This window comes from Glaciihabitans tibetensis, assembly GCF_003003265.1.
Classification (GTDB): Bacteria; Actinomycetota; Actinomycetes; order Actinomycetales; family Microbacteriaceae; genus Glaciihabitans; species Glaciihabitans tibetensis.
Genome location: NZ_PVTL01000005.1, coordinates 1 through 21,787, shown reverse-complemented (window position 1 = coordinate 21,787; position 21,787 = coordinate 1). Strand labels below are relative to the sequence as shown.

The following is a 21,787-nucleotide window of genomic DNA, read 5'->3' as shown; positions in this document are numbered from 1 at the left end:
TGAAATCTATCGGAAACAGTCGGCTCTTACGGTTGAACTATTCGATTCACTCGCTGGCGCTTAGGTGCTTCTGCTGTATCAAACCCGACGGAGAAGTGGAATGTCCACGAGCACCATACGCACGGCTCAAGCCGAAGTCGACCGCCCAGCGGCGCGTCCCGGCGCGGCGGTCACCATCCGCGGGGCCGAAAAGGTTTTTTCGCTCGGCCGCGGTCGCACTCTTCAGGCCCTCGCCGAGGTGGACCTCGAGATCGCCGAAGGGGAGTTTGTGGCCATCATCGGGCCCTCGGGTTGCGGCAAGTCAACTGTGTTGCGCCTCGCAGCTGGACTCGACACACCCACTAACGGGGCAATCGAGGTGTTCGGAGACGACCCTCACCGGCTCGCGAAACAGCACCGTCTCGGCGTTGCGTTCCAAGAGCACGCGCTCCTGCCGTGGGCATCGGTGCGCGCGAACATCGCGCTGCCGTTCCAGGTCGCCGGTCGCCGCGTTGACAAGGCCCGGGTGGACGAACTGATTCAGCTTGTCGGACTTGTCGGATTCGAGGACGCGCGACCAAAGCAGCTCTCGGGAGGAATGCGCCAGCGCGCCTCGATTGCTCGTGCACTAGCGCTCAGCCCCGACCTTCTCCTGCTCGACGAGCCCTTTGGCGCTTTGGATGCGGTGACCCGTCGCCGGATGAACGCGGAGCTTGCTCGCATCTGGGGCGAAGAGAAGATCACCACGATTCTCGTCACCCACGATGTGGACGAAGCTCTCATCCTCGCCGACCGAGTGGTTGTCATGACGGGCCGGCCAGGCCGGATCCGCAAAATCGCCAAAGTCGACTTCCCGCGCCCTCGTGGGTTCGAGACAACGCGGAGCCCCGAGTTCCACGACCTCGTCGACGAGCTCACCGCTCTGCTCGACCAGGTCGAGGGGGTAGACGATTGACCGCGGCCGCGCGTCCCGGGACGGCGGCCCTATTCGGAATAGGCGGCGCGCTCCTTGTCGTGGTGGCCGCGCAGCTTGTCGGTCAGTTCCAGCTCGCAGGGCGGGCATGGCCTCCCCTCACCGACGTCCTCGCCTATGTCACGACGCCCGCGGGATCGGGCCTGCTGCTTCGCAACGGGCTGGTGACGCTGACCGCGGCGGCACAGGGTCTCCTGCTGGGAGTGGTGGTTGCCGTGTTCGGAGCCGCCCTAGCTCTTGTAGTTCCTATGCTGCGTCCCGGGTTTGAGCGCTTCGCCGCGATCCTCAACGCGTTCCCAACGATCGCGCTCGCGCCGCTACTCATCACCACAGCCGGTCGGGAAGACACACCAATGGTAATCGCGGCGCTCAGCGTTGGATTCGTGATGTTCGTGACGATGACCTCGGGATTCGCGAACGTTCCCGCTGCCCACTCGGACGTCCTTACTGTGCTGGGATCGAGTCGAGTGCAGCGCCTGGTGCGCCTCGAACTCCCCCGGGCCGTGCCGTCCTTCTTTGACGGGTTAACCCTCAGCGCCCCCGCCGCCATTCTCGGGGCGACCATCGGCGAGTGGTTCGGTGCTCCGAAAGGGCTGGGCCTTCTCCTCGTGAGCGCGATGCAGAACTACCAGATGCCGCTGCTGTGGTCTGCGGCACTCGTCGCGACCGCACTGTCGCTCGCGGCGTACATCGTTTTCGTGCAATTTCAGCGCATCGCCGTCAGGAGATTCGGATGACTCGCGCCCTCTCGTTCCTACGGGGCCTCGTGCACCTGTGGCCCGTGGTCCTGGTCTTCGTTGCATGGGATGCCTGGGTCGTCCTCAACGGATACACCTCGACTGTCGCACCTCGACCGTTTCCGGTCGTGACCGACGTGGTCATCGGATTCGGGGAATACCTGCCGTACATCAGTTACACCCTCGGCGTCGCCCTCGTGGGTTTGCTGGGAGGAACGCTTGTCGGGTTTGCCGCAGCGGTTGTCGTCTGGTCGTCCGCGGCTCTCGCCGGTGTCGTGACGCCGGCCGCACTGATCATCCGATCGGTACCGATCACCGCGCTGATACCGATCATCGCGCGGATCGTTGGTTATGGGGACCCGGCTGTGCTCACTTCTACGGTGCTCATCTGTTTCTTTCCCGCGTTTGTGTTCACGTTGTCCGGGCTCGCTGCAATTCCCGCGTCTGGACATGACCTCTTTCGGGTACTCGGCGGGAACAAGCTGCAGGTGCTCGCGCGCCTCGGGGTGCTCTATGCCGTGCCTAACCTGATGGTTTCGGTGCGGATCACCGCTCCGACGGCCGTTCTTGCGGCAATGCTCGCCGAGTTCCTGATGGGCGCGCACGGCCTTGGGGCGTTGTTTTCTGAGTCGCGGAGCTACATGGATATGGAACGCGCTTGGGGCGTCGCCCTTGTTGCGACCACGGTGTCGGTCTTCGTTTTCCTTGGCGCCCGAGCCCTGGAGAATCGCGTCGTCGCCCGGGTGACCTGACAAATCTGGTTCGCGTCGCCGATGTGACGAGACCCTCAATGCCGGTCGCGCAAAACGCAGCCGGATACAGAGCGCTGCCGGCTACTACGGCGCCGCCTGCCCACCCACAACACCATCTGCACCACTAGTCCCAGAAGGAGCACCATGTTCGCCACTACTTCGCCGCGCGTCATCCGCGCCGCCGGCGTCGGTCTTGTCGCCGCCGTCGCCGCCGCTCTCGCCGGTTGCTCGAGCGCCGAGCCCGCCGAACCCGGGGCCGGAGACCTCAAGACCGTTCGCGTCTCGCTCGGATGGATTACCAACGTCGAGTGGGCTGGTTTCTGGCTCGCCGATGCCAACGGCTACTACGCCGAGGAGGGCCTCGATATCGAATGGATCGGTGGCGGCCCCAACGCGCCGACCACCATGGCGACCGTCGCCGCCGGTGACGCCGACCTCGGCATCCAGCCGGGCGCGCAGGCCTGGCTCGCGAGCTTCGCCGACGGCAACGACTGGACGGCCATCGGCGCCCTGTACCAGGACAGCCCTGCCTCCATTGTGTCGCTCGCGAGTGATCCGGTCACGTCGGCCGAGGACCTCGTGGGCAAGACCGTGCTTGGACAGGAAGGTACGCAGATCGACTACGACGCGATTTTTAAGGTCGCCGGCCTTGAGCCGGATTATGAGTTCATTCCGGCCGGTTTCGACATCGCGCCACTGGTTGAAGGGCAGGGCGTCGCCTACACCGCGTACGCCACGAACCAGCCCATCACGCTGGAAGAGCAATACGGCCTCGAGTCCGACGAATACGTCGTCACGCTCTACTCCGACCTCGGTATTCCGACATACGGCAACATCATCTACGGCGACTCGGCGTACGTCGAGGACAACGGTGACGACATGGAGGGCTTCCTGCGGGCGTCCGTTCGCGGGTGGCAGGAGAACGGCACTGACCCGGCCGTGGCGGCGGAGCTGTCGGTGAACGAGTATGGCGCCGACCTTGGCCTCGACCTTACCCAGCAGACGCGGGAAAACGAGCTACAACAGCCGCTGGTCGAAGGCACGACCGGAGACCCGCTGTTCACGATGGACGTCGATAGGATGACCGACGAGATGTACCCGGGCCTCGAGGCCGCGGGGTATGAGGACCTCCCCGCTCCATCCGACTACATCGACATGTCATATCTTGAAGCGGCGGCTGCCGGCCCTGAATGAGAGGAGTGGGTGGGGCACGCGCCCGGCGCGCTGCCCCACCCGCTCCCCGAACACCCCAGCGTTGCACCCGGACCAATGAGAGAGCTCTAGACCATGACCGTGATCCCGCCCACCCAGACTGCCCCTCGCAACCTGAGGGACCTCCCGAAGGGCCATCTTCACCTCCACATGGAGGCGGCAATCCGACCATCCACCCTGAATGAGATGGCAGCGACGCTGGGCATTGAGCCGCCAAACACCACTGTCTTCAGCGGGTTTAGCCAGTTCGATATTGTGTACCGCACGCTCCTGGCTGTGCTGCAGGAACCGACGCATTTGGCCACGCTCATGGACCAAATCTTCGAAGATCAGGTCGCCAACGGGGTGGTCTACCTCGAGCTTGGGGTCGACTCGTCGTTCTATGTGGAGCGCTATGGATCTCATTCCCGAGCGCTTGAGGTCATGCTGGGGCTCGCGCGCACGGCGTCCGAACGTCACGGACTTGCCTTCGGGTTCATGGTCACGATAGACCGGACAGCCAGCATCGAGCACTCGATACTCATCGCGGAGGCAGCGGCGCTTTTCGCCGGAGAGGGAGTCGTCTCTCTTGGGCTCGCGAGCGACGAACGCGGACACCCGTGCGCCGATTTCGCCGAGGCATTCGCGATCGCGAAGGCGGCGGGACTGCACTCGACCCCCCATGCGGGCGAGCTGGTCGGTCCGCCGTCGGTCCGCGAGGCCATTGATGTACTCCACGCCGACCGCGTACTTCACGGAGTGCGCGCGATCGAAGACCCTGAACTGGTCGCGGAACTCGCCGCGCGAGGCATCACGCTTGACGTATGCCCGACCTCGAACGTGCTGCTGGACGTAGTCGATACCATCGCGGAGCACCCGCTGCCCCGCCTGCTTGCCGCGGGCGTGCGCTGCTCGATCAACGCGGACGACCCGATTATCTTCGGGCCGAACATCCTCGCCGAGTATGAGCTCTGCCGCGCCGAACTCGGTCTCACCGACGAACAGCTCGCGGACTGCGCGTGGACGTCGATCGAGACGACCGCTGCGCCCGACGAAGTCAAAAGCGCCGCGCGTCGACGCATCGACGCCTGGTTGTTGTGAGCGAGTCACTGGGAGTCTCTGCCCGGCTGCGCGCACCGGGTCGCGCCGACGGCGGAGCAGGCACAGCGGAGAGGAATCGACTTCTCGATCTCGTGGTGGATCGGATCCTCGATGAGACCATGATTCAGATGAGCCTGAGCGGTATCGCGAGGAGCATCGGCTCAAACAATCGGATGTTGCTGTACTACTTCGGGTCCCGGGAAGACTTGCTCGACGAGGCCGCCGTGCGTGCGTTCGAACGCTTCCCCCGTCTGCGCGACCTGTTCGTGAGATTCAGCGAACCCGGCGGTCTCGAAGGGCGCCTCATCCGCGCCTGGGAGGATCTGTCGGCGCCGGAGCACCTGCCGTACCTGCGGCTTTACTTTCAGCAGCTGGGGATCGCTATCCATGCCACCCACGCCTGGGCACCGTTTATGACCCGTTCGGCGACGCAGTGGCTTGACCTGTTGGCAGGCCAGCTTCGCCGTGACGGATACGGCGAAGAGCGCAGCCGCACCGCGGCGATCGAGATCCTGTCGCTCTGGCGCGGCCTCCAAATCCTGCTCCTGACCGGCCTGAGCGTTGACGAGCTGACGCTCGCCTACGCGGCGCGGGTGCGCACACTGGTCGAGGAACTCGACGCGATCCGCACTCCGGGCGCGACGCGCGACTAATCAGGTGCCTCGTCCGTGCGCAGGTCACACGGATATTCGAGCGTGTGACCCGCACTGTCACGCAGCCGTGACGTGAGCGAAACATCCGCCACCTACAGTGTGAACTATTCAGTTCACAACCCTGACGACAGGAGAGAATGATGACGACACCTTGGAAAATCGGGATGTTCCAATCTGCGATGTTGATGGGTTCGTGGAGGTTGCCGGAGAACACCTCGACCGATTTCCTCGATCTCGCCCACTGGATCGACATGGCGAAGCGCTGCGAGGCCGCGGGGGTGGACTTCCTCTTCCTCGCCGACGATTACGGCTACCCCGTCGTGAACGACACCATCCCGCCGGCGGCAATCCGCAACGGCATACAGACCCCGAAGGCTGATCCTTCGATGATCCTGCCCGCACTGGCCGCCGTCACCGAGCGGCTCGGCCTGGTCACGACGTTGTCCACCTCCGTCGAGAAGCCGCCCATGGTGGCGCGCAAGATGGCGACCCTCGACCACCTGACGAAGGGTCGCATCGGCTGGAACATCGTCACGGGTGCCGGGCAAAATGCCTCTGCCCGCCTGTTCGGCGCGCCGATGGTGGAGCACGACCGCCGCTATGAGATCGCGACCGATCACGTCGAGCTCTCGCTGAAGCTCTGGGAGGGATGCTGGGATGACGACGCGATCGTCCTCGACCGTGAGGCCGGCGTCTACGCCGACCCGGCGAAGGTGCGTGAGATCGAGCACGACGGGCCGCACTTCCGATCCAAGGGCCTACTCAACGTTCCCCCGGGGCCGCAGCGCACGCCGATGCTCTTCCAAGCCGGAGCATCGGGTCCCGGCCGCGATCTCGCGGCAAAGTACGCGGAGGGGGTCTTCCTCGCGGCCGAAGTGTCGGCGATGACCGAGCAGATCAGCGATATGCGCCGCCGTGCCACCGAGTTTGGACGGGACGCGCAGTCGATCAAGTTCCTCATGGCCGGCACCTTCATTGTCGCGCCCACCAGCGAAGAGGCGCATCAGCTCCGCGCCCGACAGATCGCCACACGAACCCTCGATGAGGCCGCCGCGTCCTATTCCTTTTATACCGGCGTCGACCTTTCCGTAATGGATCCGGACAAGCCCATCGACCCGTCGACGGTAACCGAGACCGGGCGTACCAACCTGGAGCGATTCCTCGGGCCGAATGCGCCGACGGTACGGGAGGTGCTTGAAGAGTTCCAGCGCAACAGTGTTATGGGCGCCCCCTTTATCGGTGATCCCGGAGAGGTGGTCGACCAGGCCGAGGCCGCCATGGCCGCGACGGGGGCCGACGGCTTCCTCGTGCAGCCCGATGCGACCGGCACGTTCGACAGCTTCCTCGAGCTCGTCATGCCGGAGCTGCGAGCTCGCGGGCTCGTCGTGGAGCCTCAGGTCGGGGAGACCCTGCGCGGCCGAATCCGCGGTGACGGCCGTGCCCGGCTGGCTCCGGATCACCCGGGCGCCCGTATTTGGGAAGCGGCAAGCCTGGTTTGATCATCCGAATCGCCGCGTCTCGCCCGACCGTCAAGAAGCGTCTGGCCTGACCGTCGCGATCGTTTCGTTTACCACCGCAATTGGGCGTCGCCCCGGCATCCCGTCGTCAATATGCTGGGCGGATGACGCACGCTCCCGCTCCCCGCTTTCGCGTACCCATGGTTGCCCGCAGTCAGACCGAGCCGCACCGAGCGTCGAGCCCGCTCGAGTTGCTGTTCGACCTGACCTTTGTTGTGGCGATCGCGCAGATCGCGGCGGAGCTGGCCCACGGCATCGCGGACGGGCACGCGGGCGAGGTGCTCGTGCCCTACCTCATGGTCTTTTTTGCGATTTGGTGGGCGTGGGTGACCTGCACCTGGTTCGCCTCCGCCTACGACACCGACGACGTTCCCTACCGCGTGCTGACGATGGTGCAGATGGCGGGCGTTCTGACGCTTGCCGCTGGAGTGCCCACCGCGTTCGCCGAGGGCAACTTCATCATGGTGGTCATGGGGTACGTGATCATGCGGATCGGGCTCGTCGCGCAGTGGCTGCGCGTTGCGATAGAACATCCGGCGGGCCGGGCGACGGCATTGCGTTACGCCGGCGGCATCGCCGTTGTGCAGGTCGGCTGGTTGCTGCGCCAGCTGCTCCCGGAGGGTTTCGGTGTTGCGTCCTTCGCTGTTCTGGTGGCGTTCGAACTGGCCGTGCCGATCTGGGCGGCGCGCAAGGGAGAGCCGAGCTGGCATCCCCATCACATCGCCGAACGGTACGGCCTGTTCACGATCATCGTGCTCGGCGAGAGCGTGTTCGCGGCTACGACCGGCGTGCAGGCGGCTGTTCAAAATGACGGCCTTAGCGCCGAGTTGGTCGCGATCTCATTGAGCGGCCTCGTGCTGCTCTTCGCGCTGTGGTGGTTGTACTTTCTCGAACCGGCCGCCGATGGCCTGGCCGCGAGACGACATCGCGCCTACTTCTGGGGATACGGTCACTACGGGGTGTTCGCGTCGCTCGCCGCACTCGGCGCCGGGCTCGAGGTGGCGGTGGAGTACTCCGGCCATCACCTGGACGTGTCGGCGCTCGTCGTCGGCTTCGCCCTCGCGATTCCGGTCGCGCTCTTTCTCGTTTTACTCTGGGCGATTCACGCTCCGGTGGTCGAGCAACCGGTGATCCGCCCAGCGGTGATCCTGCCGGCTGCGGCGCTCGTGCTGGCGATGCCGCTGCTCACCGCGCAATGGGGCGTTGGCCCCGAAGTGATCGGCATTGCACTCGTCTGCGTGCTGGTGATCGCGCTCACGATCGCGAGCCGCGCGAAACCATAGCGTTGGGGAGGCGGTCTGATCCAGCAGGGGCAAGCTCAGTCAGCGTCAGCGTCAGCGTCAGCGTCAGCGTCAGCGTTGCGACGGTGTTGCGTGAGCGTTCCGTCAGCGTCGCGACGGGGCTGACGCAACAATGATGAGTGTTGCAAACGGTCCAAGGAGCAGCGACAGCAGGAACCACGCCAACCTGCCTCTGCCCTTTCCCTCTGCCAGACCCGCGTTGACCAGAGCGAGCGCGAACCACCACCCACCGCCGTTGTAGATCACTGTTTCGTTCATGGTCGCAGCCTAGGGTGTGCGCGGGCGCCGTCGAGATAAACTTGGGTTGTGTCCGTACTCGATGGCGACCTCCTCGACCGCATCCGTTCGCGCGCGGCGGGGTACGACCGAGACAATGCCTTTTTTACGGATGACCTCGCGGAACTCACCGCCGCCGGATACCTCTGCGACCGCAGCCTTGCCGACGCGTCGGCCGACCAGCGACTGCTCGCCGCCTACGCGCCCGCGACCGCGCTGGGCATCAATATGCACCTGGTCTGGACGGCGGTCGCCCGCATCTTGCGTGAGCGCGGCGACGATTCGCTCGCCTGGATTCTCGCGGACGCCGAGGCGGGTGAAGTCTTCGCGTTCGGCAACAGCGAACCGGGCAACGACCTGGTGCTGCAGGACTCCGTCACCGCAGCTGTGCCCGATGGCGCCGGCGGCTACCGCTTTACCGGCACCAAGATCTTCACGTCCTTGTCGCCCGCGTGGACCCGTCTAGGTGTATTTGGCCGCGACGACAGCGACCCAAACAATCCGGTCCTGGTGCACGGGTTTCTGCTGCGCCGCGATCCCGGTTACCGGATCCTGGCGGACTGGGACACCCTCGGCCAGCGCGCTACCCAGAGTCACACGACGGTGCTCGAGGGAGCGGTCGTTCCGGCAGCCAGGATCGTGCGCACGGTGCCCGTCGGCCCCAGCGCAGACCCATTCATCTTCGCGATCTTCGCCGCGTTCGAGACCCTGATCGCCGCCGTCTACGCCGGGATCGCGGATCGCGCGCTCGAGCTTGCCGTGGCCGCGGTGCAGCGTCGCATCAGCCGCAAAAGTGGGGGCCGTCCCTATGCCGAGGACCCCGACATCCGCTGGAGAATTGCAGACGCGGCGCTCGCGCTGGACGCCGTCGGTCCGCAGCTTGAACGGGTTGCCGCCGACGTCGACGGACTCGTCGACCACGGGCGCGACTGGTTTCGTCGGCTGGTGGGTGTGAAACATCACTCGACCGAGGTTGCGCGGCGGGTGGTTGACCAGGCGATCCGGGTGTCGGGCGGCAGCTCTTACCGGGCGGACAGCGAACTGGCCAGGCTGTATCGCGATGTCGCCGCGGGCATCTTTCACCCGAGCGACCCGGAGTCGGTGCACGCCACGGTGGCGGCGAATCTGCTCGGTCCGCTTCCGTAGACCGGACCCTGCACGGCGCACAACCGTAGGCCGGACCCTGCACGGCCCGGCCTACGGTGGTCGCCTCTCGGAGGACGGCCCCCGGCAGCGCGTTACAGGTCGCCGAGTCCGGACGACAACGCCCGGACCACCTCGAATCCCTCTGCCTGCTCCGTGCGCGCCTGGCTGCCGCGGAATACCGCGGCGCCGCGCAACACCTTCGCACCCATGTAGGGCTTGCCGGCCTGGTCCTTGTGGCGCTTCACCGCCGCCACTTTCGCATCCATGTACGGCGCCACGTCGACGAAGTAGTTCGGTGCGAAGTCCCGGGTCGCTGATGGAGACTCGTAACACAGGATCGTCGAGCTGCGCCGACCCGCACGCAGCGTTGCCAGGTGCACCGCGTGGTGATCCTGGTGCTGGTCGTGTTCGGAGTGCGTGAGGATCACATCGGGTTTGAACAGCTCGACCGCCAGCTCGATGACCTTCACCATCCGTTCCATCTCGGTGGCCATCTTGGTGTCGGTGAAGTCCTGCACCGACACGCTCGCGACCTCAAGGGTGTCGGCCCCCAAGCGCGCCTCGTTCTCGCGCACCTCGTCGCGGCCGCCGTTCGCGCCGTGACTCATCACGATGGCCATGACTTCGTGACCTTCGTCTGCGAATCGGGCGAGGGAGCCGCCGCAGGCGAGTTCCAGGTCGTCGGGGTGGGCCCCAATCGCGAGCACGCGGCGCACCTTGGGAGGCTGGATCGTGGGATGCCGCAGGGCAAACACCACGACCGTGATACCCACGAGAAAAATAGTCTGGGCACCGATGACGTACTGAGCCCATCCCACGAAGTGATCGGGTTCAGCCAGCGCAATCGACAGGCTCGCCGGAATGGCAACTAACGACGCCAACACGATCAGCGCCATCACGGTGCGGGGATGACGGATGTGCCTCTGAATCCAGACGGCCTGGGTGATTGCGCCGACGAGAAGGACGAGAAAGGCACTGACAAAAACTATGCCAAGCCAGAACATTCGATCACCCGCACCAAACCTGGGTGCAGCAACGAACGGGTGGGGGATAGATGGGGACAGGGCAGAGCGAAGGGAGTTCTAGCGACCATCAGCTTCGGGTTCCTTTGGTATCGCGGCTCGGGTAAACAGGTAAGCGGGTAGGTGAAAAAGGCTAACTTTGAGCCCTCAACGCCTCAAGCGCTTGACGCGGCAACGCCGATCGGTATGCTTTCGAGTTTCCGAACCGGAAGCACAAACAACGCGAGCACACCGAGAGCCAGCGCGAGGCGCAGCGGCAGCTCACCCGAAGCCCGCACCACGGCGGCTGGCGCACCGGTGAGCACGCCGGTCACCCGTCCCGCGATGTCCGCGGGGCTCACCGGGTCGCGGTCGTTGAACGTATTGGCGTCTCCCCTGGTGGTCATCGCGCCAGCACTGGCGATCTCGGTAATGCGGTGCGTGTAGAGCTGGCCGTCGCGGCGCCGCACCGTTACGACCTCCCCAACCTCGAGCGGTCGCGCGTTCAGTGGGGCGACCATCACGATGTCGCCGACCGCAAAAGTGGGCTCCATGGAGCCGCCGTCGACCACGATCCAACGGGTACCGGTGACCGACGGCAGCGCAACGGGCGTCACCACAACAAGCGCGATGAGCGCCAACAGAATCACCCGCGGCCACACCGGCAGGGCAAACCGTGGGGTCATCAGGGCTGGGTCGCCACCGCGGTCCAGGCACCAGCCGGGGACGTGCGCGTGCCGACGGTGTAGTCGACTCGGTAGTAATAGGTGGTGCCCGGGGTGAGGGAGCAGGTGGTGGCGGTGAACTGCGTTGCGCCCGTCTCACACGCGACGCCGGCTATCGGAGTCATCCGCACCGGAGCCCGCACCGGCTGTCCCGCTGTACCGTTTCCGACCTCGCCGCGCCCGTTGAAGCCCCAGCAGTAGGCGATGCCGTCGGAGGTCACGGCGCAGGAGTGGTATTGGCCGGTGGTGACGGTCGTGATGGTTGTGCCGACCACATCGGCGAGGCCGATGACGGGCACGGCGGTTCTGACGTGTTGGATCTTACCGTCGCCAACTTGGCCGTAATTGTTGTTACCCCAGCAGTAGGCGGTGCCGTCGGATATAAGTGCGCAGGCGCTGTCGCCGCCCACGGTGATGCCGGTGACGGACTTGGCGGTGAGCCCGGCGACGGTGACAGGCGTGGTGACGGGAGCGGTGGGATACCCCGTTGTTCCGTCGCCCAGCTGCCCGACGAGGTTATAGCCCCAGCAGGAGACAATGCCGTCGGAGGTGAGTGCACACGCGCTCGAGTTCCCCGCGGCGATGTCGGTGATGGTTGTGCCGGCGAGCCCGGTGACAGCGACGGGGGTACTGGAGTTTGTGGTTGTGCCATTTCCGAGCTGCCCGTATTCGTTGTATCCCCAGCAGTAGCCGGTGCCGTTGGTGGCCACGGCACAGGAGTGGATGCTTCCGACGGCGATGTCGGTGATGGCCTCGCCCGCGAGGCCGGTAACAGCGACGGGAATGCTGGAGTCTGTTGTTGTGCCGTTTCCGAGCTGCCCGGTCCGGTTAAAGCCCCAGCAGTAGGCGGCACCGTCGGCGGTGAGTACGCACGAGTGGGACAAGCCTGTGGCGAGTTCCGTGACGGCCCCGACCGTGGGGACGGAGACGGCGACGGGGACGCTGGAGTTTGTGGTGGTGCCGTTGCCCAGTTGCCCATAGCCGTTGCTGCCCCAGCAGTACGGGGTGCCATCTGCGATCGCGCAGGAGTGGTTGATTCCCGTGCTGATGCTGGTGACGGTTTTGTTGGCGAGGCCGGTGACCGCGACGGGGGTGCTGGAGTTTGTGGTGGTGCCGTTGCCGAGTTGTCCGGCGTAGTTGTCACCCCAGCAATAGGCGGCGCCGTCCGCGACCGCGCAGGTTTGGTAATCGCCGACGGCGATTGTGGATACGGCCTTGGTGCGCAACTCCGGCGGAATGTTGCCCAGGTCTGTGGTGCTGGTCGACGTGCCGGTGTACACCGTTTCGGGATCGGAGCCGTCGGGCGAGGTGGAGCGCTGCACGGTGTACTCGGCACCAGTGGTGCCGGCGGGCGCCGCGTCCCAGGCGAGGCCAACGGTCGTGGTGCCGCTGGTCGCCGCCGCGGGAGCGCTCGCGGTGAGCGTCACTGGTGCGGTGCGGGCAGCGACCCAGGCGCTAGGGGGGGCGGTCCAGTTCGCAATGCCGTAGTCGACCTTGTAGTAGTAGGTGGTGTCCGGGGTGAGCGAACAAAGGGTTGAGGTCAGCGACGTGGCACCCGCGGCGCAGACTTGGCCAGGTATCGGAGATGTCGCGACGGGCACAAACGAGTTGGTTGTCGAACCATCTCCGAGAGCCCCCGAGGAGTTGTAGCCCCAGCAATACGACGACCCCTCAAAGAGCACGCAGGCGCTGCTTCCGCCGCCACTGATGGTGGTGATGTTTTCACCAATGAGGCCGGGGACGGCGACGGGGGTGAGCGAGCTGAAGACCATTCCACCGGCGAGTTGGTCGCGCCAATCCCTTCCCCAGCAGTACGCGGTGCTATCAGCGACCGCGCAGGTGTAGTAATTGCTCGCGGAGATCACGCTAACGTTTCTGCCGCTGACGCCGGGGACGGCGACGGGGGTCGGGGACTGTGTGGTTGTGCCGTTGCCGAGCTGCCCGTAGGAGTTGTTTCCCCAGCAGTAGAGGATTGCGTCCGCAGTCGCACAGGTATGGTCGGAACCGGCACTGATTGCGGTAATGGTTTTGCCACTGAGGTTGGTGACGGCGACCGGGGTGGTGGAGTTTGTGGTTGTGCCGTTGCCGAGCTGCCCGAGTCGGTTTTCACCCCAGCAGTAGAGAATGCCGTCGGCAACTGCACAGGTATGTAAGGGACCGGCACTGATTGCGGTAATGGTTTTGCCACTGAGGTTGGTGACGGCGACCGGGGTAATGGAGTCGGTGGTGGTTCCGTTTCCAAGTTGGCCAGACGAATTTATCCCCCAGCAGTAAGCGCTACCGGAGGCCAAGGCGCATGCGTGGTATCTGGCAACCGTAATCGCGGTGATAGTTTTTCCGGAAAGACCGACCACGGCGACTGCGGAGAAGGGATTGGTGGTTGTGCCGTCTCCGAGAATTCCGCGGTAATTGTAACCCCAGCAGTACGCGGCGCCGTCGACGATCGCGCAGGAGTGATAGTCGCTGGAGGAGACTGCGGTGGCTGTTTTGCCGGTGAGTCCAAGAACGGCGACGGGGATCGAGGAGTTAGTGGATGTTCCGTCTCCGAGATCACCCCAGTAGTTGTCACCCCAGCAATACACGGCACCGTCGGCGATGGCGCAGGCGCGCGACGAGCTGACGCTGACGGCCGTGACGGTTCTAGCGCCTAATTCCGTGGGTATGTTGCCCGGGTCGATCGCGGACGAGTCGGTGCCGGTGTAGACGGTCGCGGGGTTGGCGCCGTCGGCGCTGGCGGAGCGTTGCAGCGCAAATTCGGCAGCGGTGTTGCCCGCGGGAACTGCGTCCCAGGCCAGGTCGAGGGAGGTTGCCGTGGCGCCTGTCGGCGCGGGGGTGCTGGCGGCCAGAGTGGCGGTGCCGGCGCTACTTCCGGATAGTGTCGCCTGGTCGGTGAAGCCGCCACCACCACCGAGTACCTGGCTCACCCCAAAGGCCACCGTCAGCACGGTGGGCAGCGCTGCGCGAAGACGACCGCGTGTGCGAATGCGAATCATGGGGATGCCTTCCAGGCAGAAACGAGTGTGTGATCAGGGGCGCCAGCGGTGGTGCTGTTACTGGGCGGCGTCGATGATGACGTCGAACGTGATGTCGAGTCCCTGGGCGAGGTTGGTGGCGGTATCGCTGAGGCCAACCTCGATGGTGGCGGTTCCGCTGGCACCGGGGGCGACGGTACCGGCGCCCACCAGTTCCGGCACGCTCGCGAGCGAACCGCTGTCGGTGCTGGTGCCCGAGGCAAGCGTGACTTCGAGCCAGCTGGTGATTGTGGCGAGGTCGGTGGGGGTCTGGGTGGGGCTGACCACAACGTTGTCGAGGGTGATGCTGTAGTCAAAGTCGACGCTGCCGGAGTTGGTGAAGGTGAAGGTCTCCGGGCCGCTCGTCTGGTCGGGGAGAAGGTCGGCGACCGTGATGGGGATGCCGGTCACCGTGCCGATGGTGAGGGTCGCCGTGCCCACTGTGTTGCCGGTGATGGTCTCCTGGTCGGTGAAGTAGGCCGAGGTGACGGCAAAACCACCGGCGCCGATCGCCACAACCGCGGCTGCGGCGCTTGCGCCGACAACTGCGCGTCGGCGGCCGCGGGTGGGGGAAGTCGTAATGACGGACTCGGTGGTGGTGTCTGCGGCTGGGGAAGTGGGAGTCATGAGTAAACCTTTCAAGGGGAGCACGAGGAGCAACGGGAGTGTGGGGTTGTCTGGACTACTCGGACGAGGCGGAAATCAATGAGTCGAATGCGACAACGGAACCCTGCACCGCGTTGGTTGCGGCGGGGTCGAGGGTGAGCGCATAGCTCACGGTGAGCTCGGCGCCCGCAGCGATGGTGATGGCTGCGGTGGAGGGCACCGCGTCGAGGGGGCCGCGGGTGAGCACCGCGGAGCCGCCGTCGGACAGCTCGGCCAGGTACAGCGCAGCGGCACCGGCCGGATCCAGGGTTACCGTGGTGTCGACAACAACCGTGATGGGGAAGCGGGTGGGGTTGCTGATGGTGAAAGCCAGGGGCTCCACCGTGTCGCCGGGAAGTGCCCCGGCACCCGCGCTGGTGGCGCGCACAACGTCGTCGATGGTGAACAGCTCGCACGATTGGGTGGCGGTGGCGGTGGTGGTCACGGCGGAGGCGGGTTGCGGGGTGAGTACAACACCACCGGCGACCAGGGCCACCAGGAGTAGGCCGAGGGCGGCGCCTGCGCCCTGACGCTTATGCGTGCGGGCGGCCAACCGGGGGCGAACAACAAACACGAGTGTGCCTGCGAGCAACAGAAGCGCGGCGACAACGAGAACGGTGACAACATTGCCCAGACCGGTGGATGCGAGCCCTCCTGCCACCCCGGAGTTTGTGGTGCCGGATGCCGACGGAACCGTCACGGAGCACACGTCTAACGCAGCACGGATCACGATGGCCCCCAGGTGTGTGATTCGACGCCACACCACTCTGGAGGCGAATTTCCGTCAGCTTAGGGTGCGGTGACACCGCTCACAACGCCCCAGAACCCGCGCATGCACTGTGAGGGGATCAAAACCCGTCATTGAGGGCGAATGGGGGACATGGCGGAGGCGAAATGGGGGACGCGCTCCCAGAACTGGGGGTGCGTCCACCACCGCGAGGGCCCAACCGAACAGGGTTGCGGCCCCCGCGACGAACGGGACTGCGGCCCCAGCTATGACCGGGCGCGCGGCACCAGTCGCTCGAGCTGGGTGACGTGCTCCGGAGTGAGTTCGGCGAGGCTGGTGACCCCGAGCAGGCGCATGGTGCGGGCGATCTGCTCGGCGAGGATCTCGATGGTGCGGTCGACGCCCTCGCGTCCGCCTGCCATCAGCCCGTAGAGGTAGGCGCGGCCGATGAGGGTGAACTTCGCGCCGAGGGCGATCGAGGCGACGATGTCGGCGCCGGACATGATGCCCGTGTCGAGGTGAACCTCGGTGTCGCCGCCGACCTCGCGCACGACCTCCGGCAGCAGGTGGAACGGGATCGGTGCTCGGTCGAGCTGGCGCCCGCCGTGGTTGGAGAGCACGAGGCCGTCGACGCCCAGAGCGGTGACTCGTTTCGCGTCGTCCACCGTCTGGATGCCCTTGACCACGAGCTTTCCCGGCCACTGGTCTTTGATCCACGCGAGGTCGTCGTAGGTGACCGTGGGGTCGAACATCGTGTCGATGAGCTCGGCCACCGTGCCCGACCAGCGGTCGATCGACGCGAAGGCGAGCGGTTCGGTGGTGAGAAAGTTGATCCACCATTCCGGACGCGGCAGCGCATTGATCACGGTGCCGAGCGTGAGCTGCGGGGGGATGGAGAAGCCGTTGCGCTTGTCACGCAGCCGAGCGCCCGCGACCGGGACATCCACCGTGACAAGGAGGGTGTCAAACCCGGCTTTCGCTGCTCGGTCGACGAGCGCCATCGAGCGTTCGCGGTCCTTCCACATGTAGAGCTGAAACCAGTTGCGGCCGTGGGGGTTGGCCGCGGCGACGTCTTCGATCGACGAGGTGCCCATGGTCGAGAGGCTGAACGGAATGCCCGCTGCCCCGGCGGCACCCGCTCCGGCGACCTCACCCTCGGCGTGCATCATGCGCGTGAAGCCGGTGGGCGCGATTCCGAAGGGCAGCGCGGACGGGGCCCCGAGAACGGTTGAGGACAGGTCGACGGATGACACGTCCCGCAGGATCGCCGGGTGAAACTCCACGTCCCGGAACGACTGGCGCGCGCGCCGCAGCGACAGCTCCGCCTCGGCCGACCCATCGGTGTAGTCGAACGCGGCCTTGGGCGTGCGGCGTTTGGCGATGGTGCGCAGGTCCTCGATGGTGAGGGCGCCCGCCAGGCGACGCTTGCGCCCGTTGAGCTCGGGGGTTTTGAAGTGCATCAGGGGTGCGAGGTCGCGCACTTTGGGGATACGTCGCTCGAGCATGGGATTCCTTAGCTGGTCTTCTCGTGGTCTTCTGGCTTTATTCTTCGTGATTAATGAAGGCGGATGTCGGCTACCGTGCCCGGTCGGCCGTCGGCGTGTAGCGCAGCGGTGCAAAAGCAAGCGCCACGAGTGAACGCAGCGACTCGAGCGAGCCGCTCACCATGCCCTGCGCGCGCGCCTGCACGAGCACGTTGCCAATCGCGGTCGCCTCGACCGGACCGGCGAGCACCGGGAGCCCGCTGCGGTCGGCGGTGCGTTGGCAGAGCAGCGAATTCAGCGAGCCTCCGCCCACGATGTGGATGACGGACACGGTTTTCCCCGACAGTTCGCTGGCCCGCCGCACGGCGCTCGCAAAAGCCTCGGCGAGTGACTCGACGATGCTGCGCACAAACTCGACCCGGGAACCCGGTGCGCCGACGCCGTGCTCGCTGCACCACTGCGCGATCCGTGCGGGCATATCGCCCGGCGAGAGGAAAACGGGGTCGTTGGCGTCGAATACGCTCACCGGGGTGGTCAGCGCAGCAGCCCCAGCGAGGAGCGCGGCAAGGTCGATGCTCTCGCCGTCCTTCTCCCAGATCCGCACCGACTCGCTCAGCAGCCACAGCCCCATCACGTTGTGCAGGTATCGAACCCGGCCGTCGACACCGCCCTCGTTGGTGAAGTTCGCGAGCCGTCCTTCGGCTGTGAGCACCGGGGAGGGCAACTCGACCCCGACCAGACCCCAGGTGCCGCAGGAGATGAAGGCGAAGTCATCGCCGGTGGCGGGAACGGCGACCACCGCGGAGGCGGTGTCGTGCGACCCGACCGCGGTGACCCGCGTGTGCGGGCCGAGCTGGAGATCGTCGGCGACCCGGCCGAGCACGGGTCCGAGTGAGGTGCCGGCATCCACCAGTTTAGGAAAAATAGCGCGCGGAAGCTCGAGCGCGGCGATCAGGTCGTCGTCCCACTCGCCGCTTTGCACCCCAAGCAGGCCGGTGGTGGACGCGTTGGTGCGTTCGGCGGCGGCCACCCCCGTGAGCCAGTAGTTGATCAGGTCGGGCACGAGCAGGAGCCCGTCTGCCGCGTCGAGGCTGCCCGCGATCTGGTCTGCCTCCAGCTGGAACAGGGTGTTAAAGGGGAGGTGCTGCAGGCCGTTCGTCGCGTACAGGGTTTGCGGGTCGACCCGACGGTGGGCCGCATCCACTCCGGCCGCGGTGCGCTCGTCGCGGTAATGGTAGGGAACGCCGAGCATGCGCCCGCCCCGCATCAGCGCGTAGTCGACCGCCCAGGAGTCGACGGCGATGCTCGAGAGCGCCGGCTCCTCGCGGGCGGCGACGGTCAGCCCGGCGAGCACGCTGCGGTACAGCTCGAGGATGTTCCAGTGCAGCCCGTCGATTGTGCGCACCGGGGTGTTCGGAAACCGGGCGACCGGCATGATGCTCAGCTCGTTGTGCGAAACGTGGCCCAGGATGACCCGGCCGCTCGTGGCGCCGAGGTCGACGGCCGCGACCGCACTGGAGCTCGTGCGGGCACTCATCGCAAGAAGGCAGCGGCGACGCCGGCGTCCACCGGGATATGCAGTCCGGTGGTGTGGCTGAGGTCAGACGTGCAGAGCACAAACACCGCGTTCGCGACGTTCTCCGGCAGCACCTCGCGCTTCAGCAGGGTGCGCTGGGCGTAGTACTTGCCGAGCTCCTCCTCCGGTACCCCGTAGACCGCGGCGCGCTTGGCTCCCCAGCCGCCGGCGAAGATGCCGGATCCGCGCACCACCCCGTCGGGGTTGATGCCGTTGACCTTGACCCCGTACTCACCAAGCTCCGCGGCGAGCAACCGCACCTGGTGTGCCTGGTCGGCCTTCGTCGCGGAGTAGGCGATGTTATTCGGGCCGGCGAAAACGGAGTTCTTCGACGAGATGTAGATGATGTCCCCACCGAGCTTTTGGTCGATCAGCACCTTCGCCGCGGCACGGGAGACCAGGAAGGAGCCCTTTGCCATGACGTTGTGCTGGAGGTCCCAGTCCGCGACGGTGGTCTCGAGCAGCGACTTCGACAGAGAGAGTCCCGCGTTGTTGACGACGAGGTCGAGGCCGCCGAACGTGAGCAACGCGGCATCCACCGCCTGCTGCACCTGCGTCTCATCTGTGACGTTCGCCTGCACGCCGATGGCCACGTCGCCCGGGTTCGGGGAGCCAGCGCTGATCTCGGCTGCCGCGGCCTGCGCCTTCTCCAGGTCGAGGTCGGCGATGACCACGCAGGCGCCCTCGGCGGCGAGACGGGTGGCGATCGCCTTGCCGATGCCGGAGGCTGCTCCCGTCACCAGGGCGATTCGGGAGGCGAGGGGTTTCGGCGCGGGAAGGCGCTTGAGCTTTGCCTCCTCCAGCGCCCAGTACTCGATGCGGAACTTTTCCTCGTCGGAAATGGGCGCGTAGGTGGAGAGGGACTCCGCGCCGCGCATCACATTGATGGCGTTGATGTAGAACTCGCCGGCGACGCGCGCGGTCTGCGCCGTCGCGCCGTAGCTGAACATGCCCACCCCGGGGATGAGGATGATGGCAGGGTCCGCGCCGCGGATGGCGGGCACGCTGGAGCTATGGGGAGCGCGAAGCGATCCCGCGACGCCAGTGCCGAGCGAGCCTGCGAGCTCGGATTCAAGCAGGGGTGCGTAGGCCGCGTAGTAGGCCTCGTAATCGGTGCGGTACTGCGCGTGGAGCTCGTCGAGACGCGCGATCGACTCCTCGACAGAGGCGTCCGCGGGCAGGTCGAGTACGAGAGGACGCACCTTGGTGCGCAGGAAGTGGTCGGGGCAGCTTGTGCCGAGTGCCGCCAGGCGGGGGTGCTCGGCGCTGGCCAGGAAGTCGGTGACCACCGCGGCGTCAGTGAAGGAGCCGACCTGGGCGCGGTCGCTGGATGCGATGCCGCGCAGGTGCGCCGCCAGTGCCGCGGCCTTCGCCCGGCGTTCGGCCTCGGGCAGGGCGCCGTAGCCGTCGAGTGCGGGGCCGAACGGCTGTTCGCGTCCCTCTGCCGCGATGAACTGCTCGGCGGTGTCGATGATCCAGCGCGAGTTCGTTTCGGCTTCGTCGCTGGTGTCGCCCCAAGCGGTGATGCCGTGGCCGCCGAGGATTACTCCGATCGCCTGCGGGTTGCTGCGCTTGATCTCGGCGATGTCGAGTCCGAGCTGAAACCCGGGACGTCGCCACGGCACCCAGACGACCTTGTCTCCGAAGGCCTTCGCGGTGAGCGCCTCGCCGTCAGCAGCGGTCGCGAACGCGATTCCCGAGTCGGGATGCAGGTGGTCAACGTGGGCCGCGTCGACGAGGCCGTGCATGGCCGTGTCGATCGAGGGCGCGGCGCCTCCCTTGCCGTGAAGCGTGAAGTCGAAGGCGCTGACCATCTCGTCCTCGCGCTCCACCCCGGGATACACCGAGCTCAGCGCGCGAAGCCGATCGAGGCGCAGCACCGCGAGCCCCGACTCCTTCAGGGTTCCGAGGTCGCCGCCGGATCCCTTCACCCAGAGCAGCTCCACCTGCTCGCCCGTGACCGGATCGATCTCGGAACCCTTCGCGGAGGTGTTACCGCCGGCGTAGTTGGTGATGCGCGGGTCGGACCCGAGGCGATTGCTCCGCGCGATCAGGTCGGCCGCGGCGGGGTTCGTCTGGGATGTCGTCTGGGCGGTCTGCGGGGGAGTCTGCGGAAGAGTCTGCGGGGGAGTCGGTTGCGGGGTCTGCGAATTCGTCATTGCGGGTGTCCTTCGGTTCGTGACGGCTGCTGCGGCGGTGAGCGGTGAAGGTGGAGGCTGTGCGGTGCGGTGCGGTGCGGTGCGGCGTTGGTGCGGTGCTGCGTTGGTGGGTGTGGGTGTGGGTGTGGGTCTGGGTCTAGGTCTGGGTGCGGCGCGGTGCGGGTGAGCTGTGCGGTGCCGGCGGTGCGGTCGCTGCGGTGTGGGGCGGATGTCGGGTGGCTGGTCCCGCTAGCTCCCGGAGGGAGAAACCGGCTCCCAGAGGGAGTTGTAACTCCGTCCGGGAGCGGGTATCTCCGTCCGGGAGGGCAGGTTTCTTCGTCCGGGTGCCGGTTTCTCCGCGCCGGGCGTGTGGGTTAGGCGCCCCAGGAGGCTTGTTGGCCCCCGACGCGGGTGTCGGCGATGGATTGTTGGTAGCCGGATGCCGCGTAGGCGGCCATCGGGTCGCCGTCGAGTCCCCGCGACTGTCGCCAGGTCGCGAGGTCGGGTCGCACGTCGGTGTAGAACGCGTCCATCAGGATCCCGTTGGCGCCGAGAACGTCGCCGGCGAGTTGCGCCGCGGTCAGTGCCTCCCGGTCGACGAGCAAGGCCCGCGCGGTCATTTCCTGCACGTTCAGGACCGAGCGGATCTGCCCGGGGATTTTGTCTTCGACGTTGTGGCACTGGTCGAGCATGAACGCGACCGGGGAGTCTTCGGCCAGTCCGCCGCCGCGGATGACTTCGTAGAGGATACGGAACAGTTGGAACGGGTCCGCTGCCCCGACGATGAGGTCGTCATCGGCGTAGAAACGGGAGTTGAAGTCGAACGACCCCAGCTTGCCGAGACGCAACAGCTG

18 protein-coding genes and 1 pseudogene are annotated in these 21,787 nt (G+C 66.1%); 9 read left to right on the top strand and 10 right to left on the bottom strand.

Annotated features, from left to right (window positions below; translation table 11 throughout):
• The first annotated feature begins 100 nt into the window (after positions 1–100).
• The 8 genes from B0I08_RS09900 to B0I08_RS09865 all read left to right on the top strand — a co-directional run bounded on the left by B0I08_RS09900 (position 101) and on the right by B0I08_RS09865 (position 8,186).
• Entirely contained in the window at positions 101–934 is an 834-nt protein-coding gene (locus B0I08_RS09900; protein WP_106212376.1) for an ABC transporter ATP-binding protein, read from the top strand.
• Positions 931–1,689: an ABC transporter permease gene (locus tag B0I08_RS09895; protein WP_219905645.1), complete on the top strand. Its 759-nt coding sequence runs from the start codon at positions 931–933 to the stop codon at positions 1,687–1,689. Before B0I08_RS09900 ends, B0I08_RS09895 begins: the two co-directional genes overlap by 4 nt.
• Entirely contained in the window at positions 1,686–2,441 is a 756-nt protein-coding gene (locus B0I08_RS09890; protein ID WP_106212374.1) for an ABC transporter permease, read from the top strand. The genes B0I08_RS09895 and B0I08_RS09890 overlap by 4 nt, the downstream gene beginning before the upstream one ends.
• Before the next feature lie 144 nt (positions 2,442–2,585).
• Positions 2,586–3,635: an ABC transporter substrate-binding protein gene (locus tag B0I08_RS09885; protein WP_106212372.1), complete on the top strand. Its 1,050-nt coding sequence runs from the start codon at positions 2,586–2,588 to the stop codon at positions 3,633–3,635.
• Positions 3,636–3,734: 99 nt separating this feature from the next.
• Entirely contained in the window at positions 3,735–4,733 is a 999-nt protein-coding gene (add, locus tag B0I08_RS09880) for an adenosine deaminase (protein ID WP_219905644.1), read from the top strand.
• Complete coding sequence (locus B0I08_RS09875; protein ID WP_106212368.1) at positions 4,730–5,386, top strand: TetR/AcrR family transcriptional regulator; 657 nt, start codon at positions 4,730–4,732, stop codon at positions 5,384–5,386. The genes add and B0I08_RS09875 overlap by 4 nt, the downstream gene beginning before the upstream one ends.
• Positions 5,387–5,526: 140 nt before the next feature.
• The gene (locus B0I08_RS09870; protein WP_181243376.1) at positions 5,527–6,885 is read left to right on the top strand and encodes an NtaA/DmoA family FMN-dependent monooxygenase; all 1,359 of its coding nucleotides are present in this window, start codon (positions 5,527–5,529) and stop codon (positions 6,883–6,885) included.
• Positions 6,886–7,007: 122 nt separating this feature from the next.
• Complete coding sequence (locus B0I08_RS09865) at positions 7,008–8,186, top strand: low temperature requirement protein A (RefSeq protein WP_219905643.1); 1,179 nt, start codon at positions 7,008–7,010, stop codon at positions 8,184–8,186.
• Positions 8,187–8,288: 102 nt separating this feature from the next.
• On the opposite strand, the gene B0I08_RS17780 is transcribed toward B0I08_RS09865, so the two are convergent.
• Complete coding sequence (locus B0I08_RS17780) at positions 8,289–8,462, bottom strand: hypothetical protein (RefSeq protein ID WP_181243375.1); 174 nt, start codon at positions 8,460–8,462, stop codon at positions 8,289–8,291.
• A 48-nt stretch (positions 8,463–8,510) separates the two neighbouring features.
• Here B0I08_RS17780 and B0I08_RS09860 point away from each other — a divergent pair, with 48 nt between their 5' ends.
• Positions 8,511–9,626 (top strand): acyl-CoA dehydrogenase family protein, encoded by a 1,116-nt coding sequence (locus B0I08_RS09860; protein WP_106212362.1) that lies wholly within the window; start codon positions 8,511–8,513, stop codon positions 9,624–9,626.
• 92 nt (positions 9,627–9,718) lie between these two features.
• Here B0I08_RS09860 and B0I08_RS09855 read toward each other — a convergent pair whose 3' ends face one another.
• From B0I08_RS09855 to B0I08_RS09815, 9 genes and pseudogenes are all read right to left on the bottom strand, one after another.
• Positions 9,719–10,630 carry a PIG-L deacetylase family protein gene (locus B0I08_RS09855; RefSeq protein WP_106212360.1) on the bottom strand — a complete coding sequence of 304 codons (912 nt, stop codon included), beginning with the start codon at positions 10,628–10,630 and terminating at the stop codon, positions 9,719–9,721.
• Positions 10,631–10,803: 173 nt separating this feature from the next.
• Complete coding sequence (locus B0I08_RS09850; RefSeq protein ID WP_106212358.1) at positions 10,804–11,313, bottom strand: signal peptidase I; 510 nt, start codon at positions 11,311–11,313, stop codon at positions 10,804–10,806.
• Positions 11,313–14,345, bottom strand: a complete 3,033-nt coding sequence (locus B0I08_RS09845; RefSeq protein WP_106212356.1) for an RCC1 domain-containing protein — start codon at positions 14,343–14,345, stop codon at positions 11,313–11,315. Before B0I08_RS09845 ends, B0I08_RS09850 begins: the two co-directional genes overlap by 1 nt.
• Positions 14,346–14,402: 57 nt before the next feature.
• Positions 14,403–14,990, bottom strand: coding sequence for a SipW-dependent-type signal peptide-containing protein (locus tag B0I08_RS09840; protein ID WP_106212354.1), 588 nt, complete (start codon positions 14,988–14,990; stop codon positions 14,403–14,405).
• Between the two features lie 55 nt (positions 14,991–15,045).
• A complete protein-coding gene (locus B0I08_RS09835) occupies positions 15,046–15,708 on the bottom strand; it encodes a hypothetical protein (protein WP_146134380.1) in 663 nt (220 codons plus the stop codon).
• A gap of 293 nt (positions 15,709–16,001) precedes the next feature.
• On the bottom strand, positions 16,002–17,240 hold the full coding sequence (locus B0I08_RS09830) for an alpha-hydroxy acid oxidase (RefSeq protein ID WP_106212349.1): 1,239 nt from the start codon (positions 17,238–17,240) through the stop codon (positions 16,002–16,004).
• 70 nt (positions 17,241–17,310) lie between these two features.
• Positions 17,311–18,756 (bottom strand): rhamnulokinase, encoded by a 1,446-nt coding sequence (locus tag B0I08_RS09825; protein ID WP_106212347.1) that lies wholly within the window; start codon positions 18,754–18,756, stop codon positions 17,311–17,313.
• Positions 18,753–20,954, bottom strand: a complete 2,202-nt coding sequence (locus B0I08_RS09820) for a bifunctional aldolase/short-chain dehydrogenase (RefSeq protein ID WP_106212345.1) — start codon at positions 20,952–20,954, stop codon at positions 18,753–18,755. Before B0I08_RS09820 ends, B0I08_RS09825 begins: the two co-directional genes overlap by 4 nt.
• Positions 20,955–21,307: 353 nt before the next feature.
• Positions 21,308–21,787, bottom strand: a pseudogene (locus B0I08_RS09815) (L-rhamnose isomerase); the annotation flags it as partial.

Bases quoted from the DNA above. Each gene is read 5' to 3' on its own strand.
- B0I08_RS09900 (WP_106212376.1), top strand. From the start codon at position 101: ATGTCCACGAGCACCATACGCACGGCTCAAGCCGAAGTCGACCGCCCA.
- B0I08_RS09890 (WP_106212374.1), top strand. From the start codon at position 1,686: ATGACTCGCGCCCTCTCGTTCCTACGGGGCCTCGTGCACCTGTGGCCC.
- B0I08_RS09885 (WP_106212372.1), top strand. From the start codon at position 2,586: ATGTTCGCCACTACTTCGCCGCGCGTCATCCGCGCCGCCGGCGTCGGT.
- B0I08_RS09870 (WP_181243376.1), top strand. From the start codon at position 5,527: ATGACGACACCTTGGAAAATCGGGATGTTCCAATCTGCGATGTTGATG.
- B0I08_RS09865 (WP_219905643.1), top strand. From the start codon at position 7,008: ATGACGCACGCTCCCGCTCCCCGCTTTCGCGTACCCATGGTTGCCCGC.
- B0I08_RS17780 (WP_181243375.1), bottom strand. From the start codon at position 8,462: ATGAACGAAACAGTGATCTACAACGGCGGTGGGTGGTGGTTCGCGCTC.
- B0I08_RS09855 (WP_106212360.1), bottom strand. From the start codon at position 10,630: ATGTTCTGGCTTGGCATAGTTTTTGTCAGTGCCTTTCTCGTCCTTCTC.
- B0I08_RS09850 (WP_106212358.1), bottom strand. From the start codon at position 11,313: ATGACCCCACGGTTTGCCCTGCCGGTGTGGCCGCGGGTGATTCTGTTG.
- B0I08_RS09845 (WP_106212356.1), bottom strand. From the start codon at position 14,345: ATGATTCGCATTCGCACACGCGGTCGTCTTCGCGCAGCGCTGCCCACC.
- B0I08_RS09840 (WP_106212354.1), bottom strand. From the start codon at position 14,990: ATGACTCCCACTTCCCCAGCCGCAGACACCACCACCGAGTCCGTCATT.
- B0I08_RS09830 (WP_106212349.1), bottom strand. From the start codon at position 17,240: ATGCTCGAGCGACGTATCCCCAAAGTGCGCGACCTCGCACCCCTGATG.
- B0I08_RS09825 (WP_106212347.1), bottom strand. From the start codon at position 18,756: ATGAGTGCCCGCACGAGCTCCAGTGCGGTCGCGGCCGTCGACCTCGGC.
- B0I08_RS09820 (WP_106212345.1), bottom strand. From the start codon at position 20,954: ATGACGAATTCGCAGACCCCGCAACCGACTCCCCCGCAGACTCTTCCG.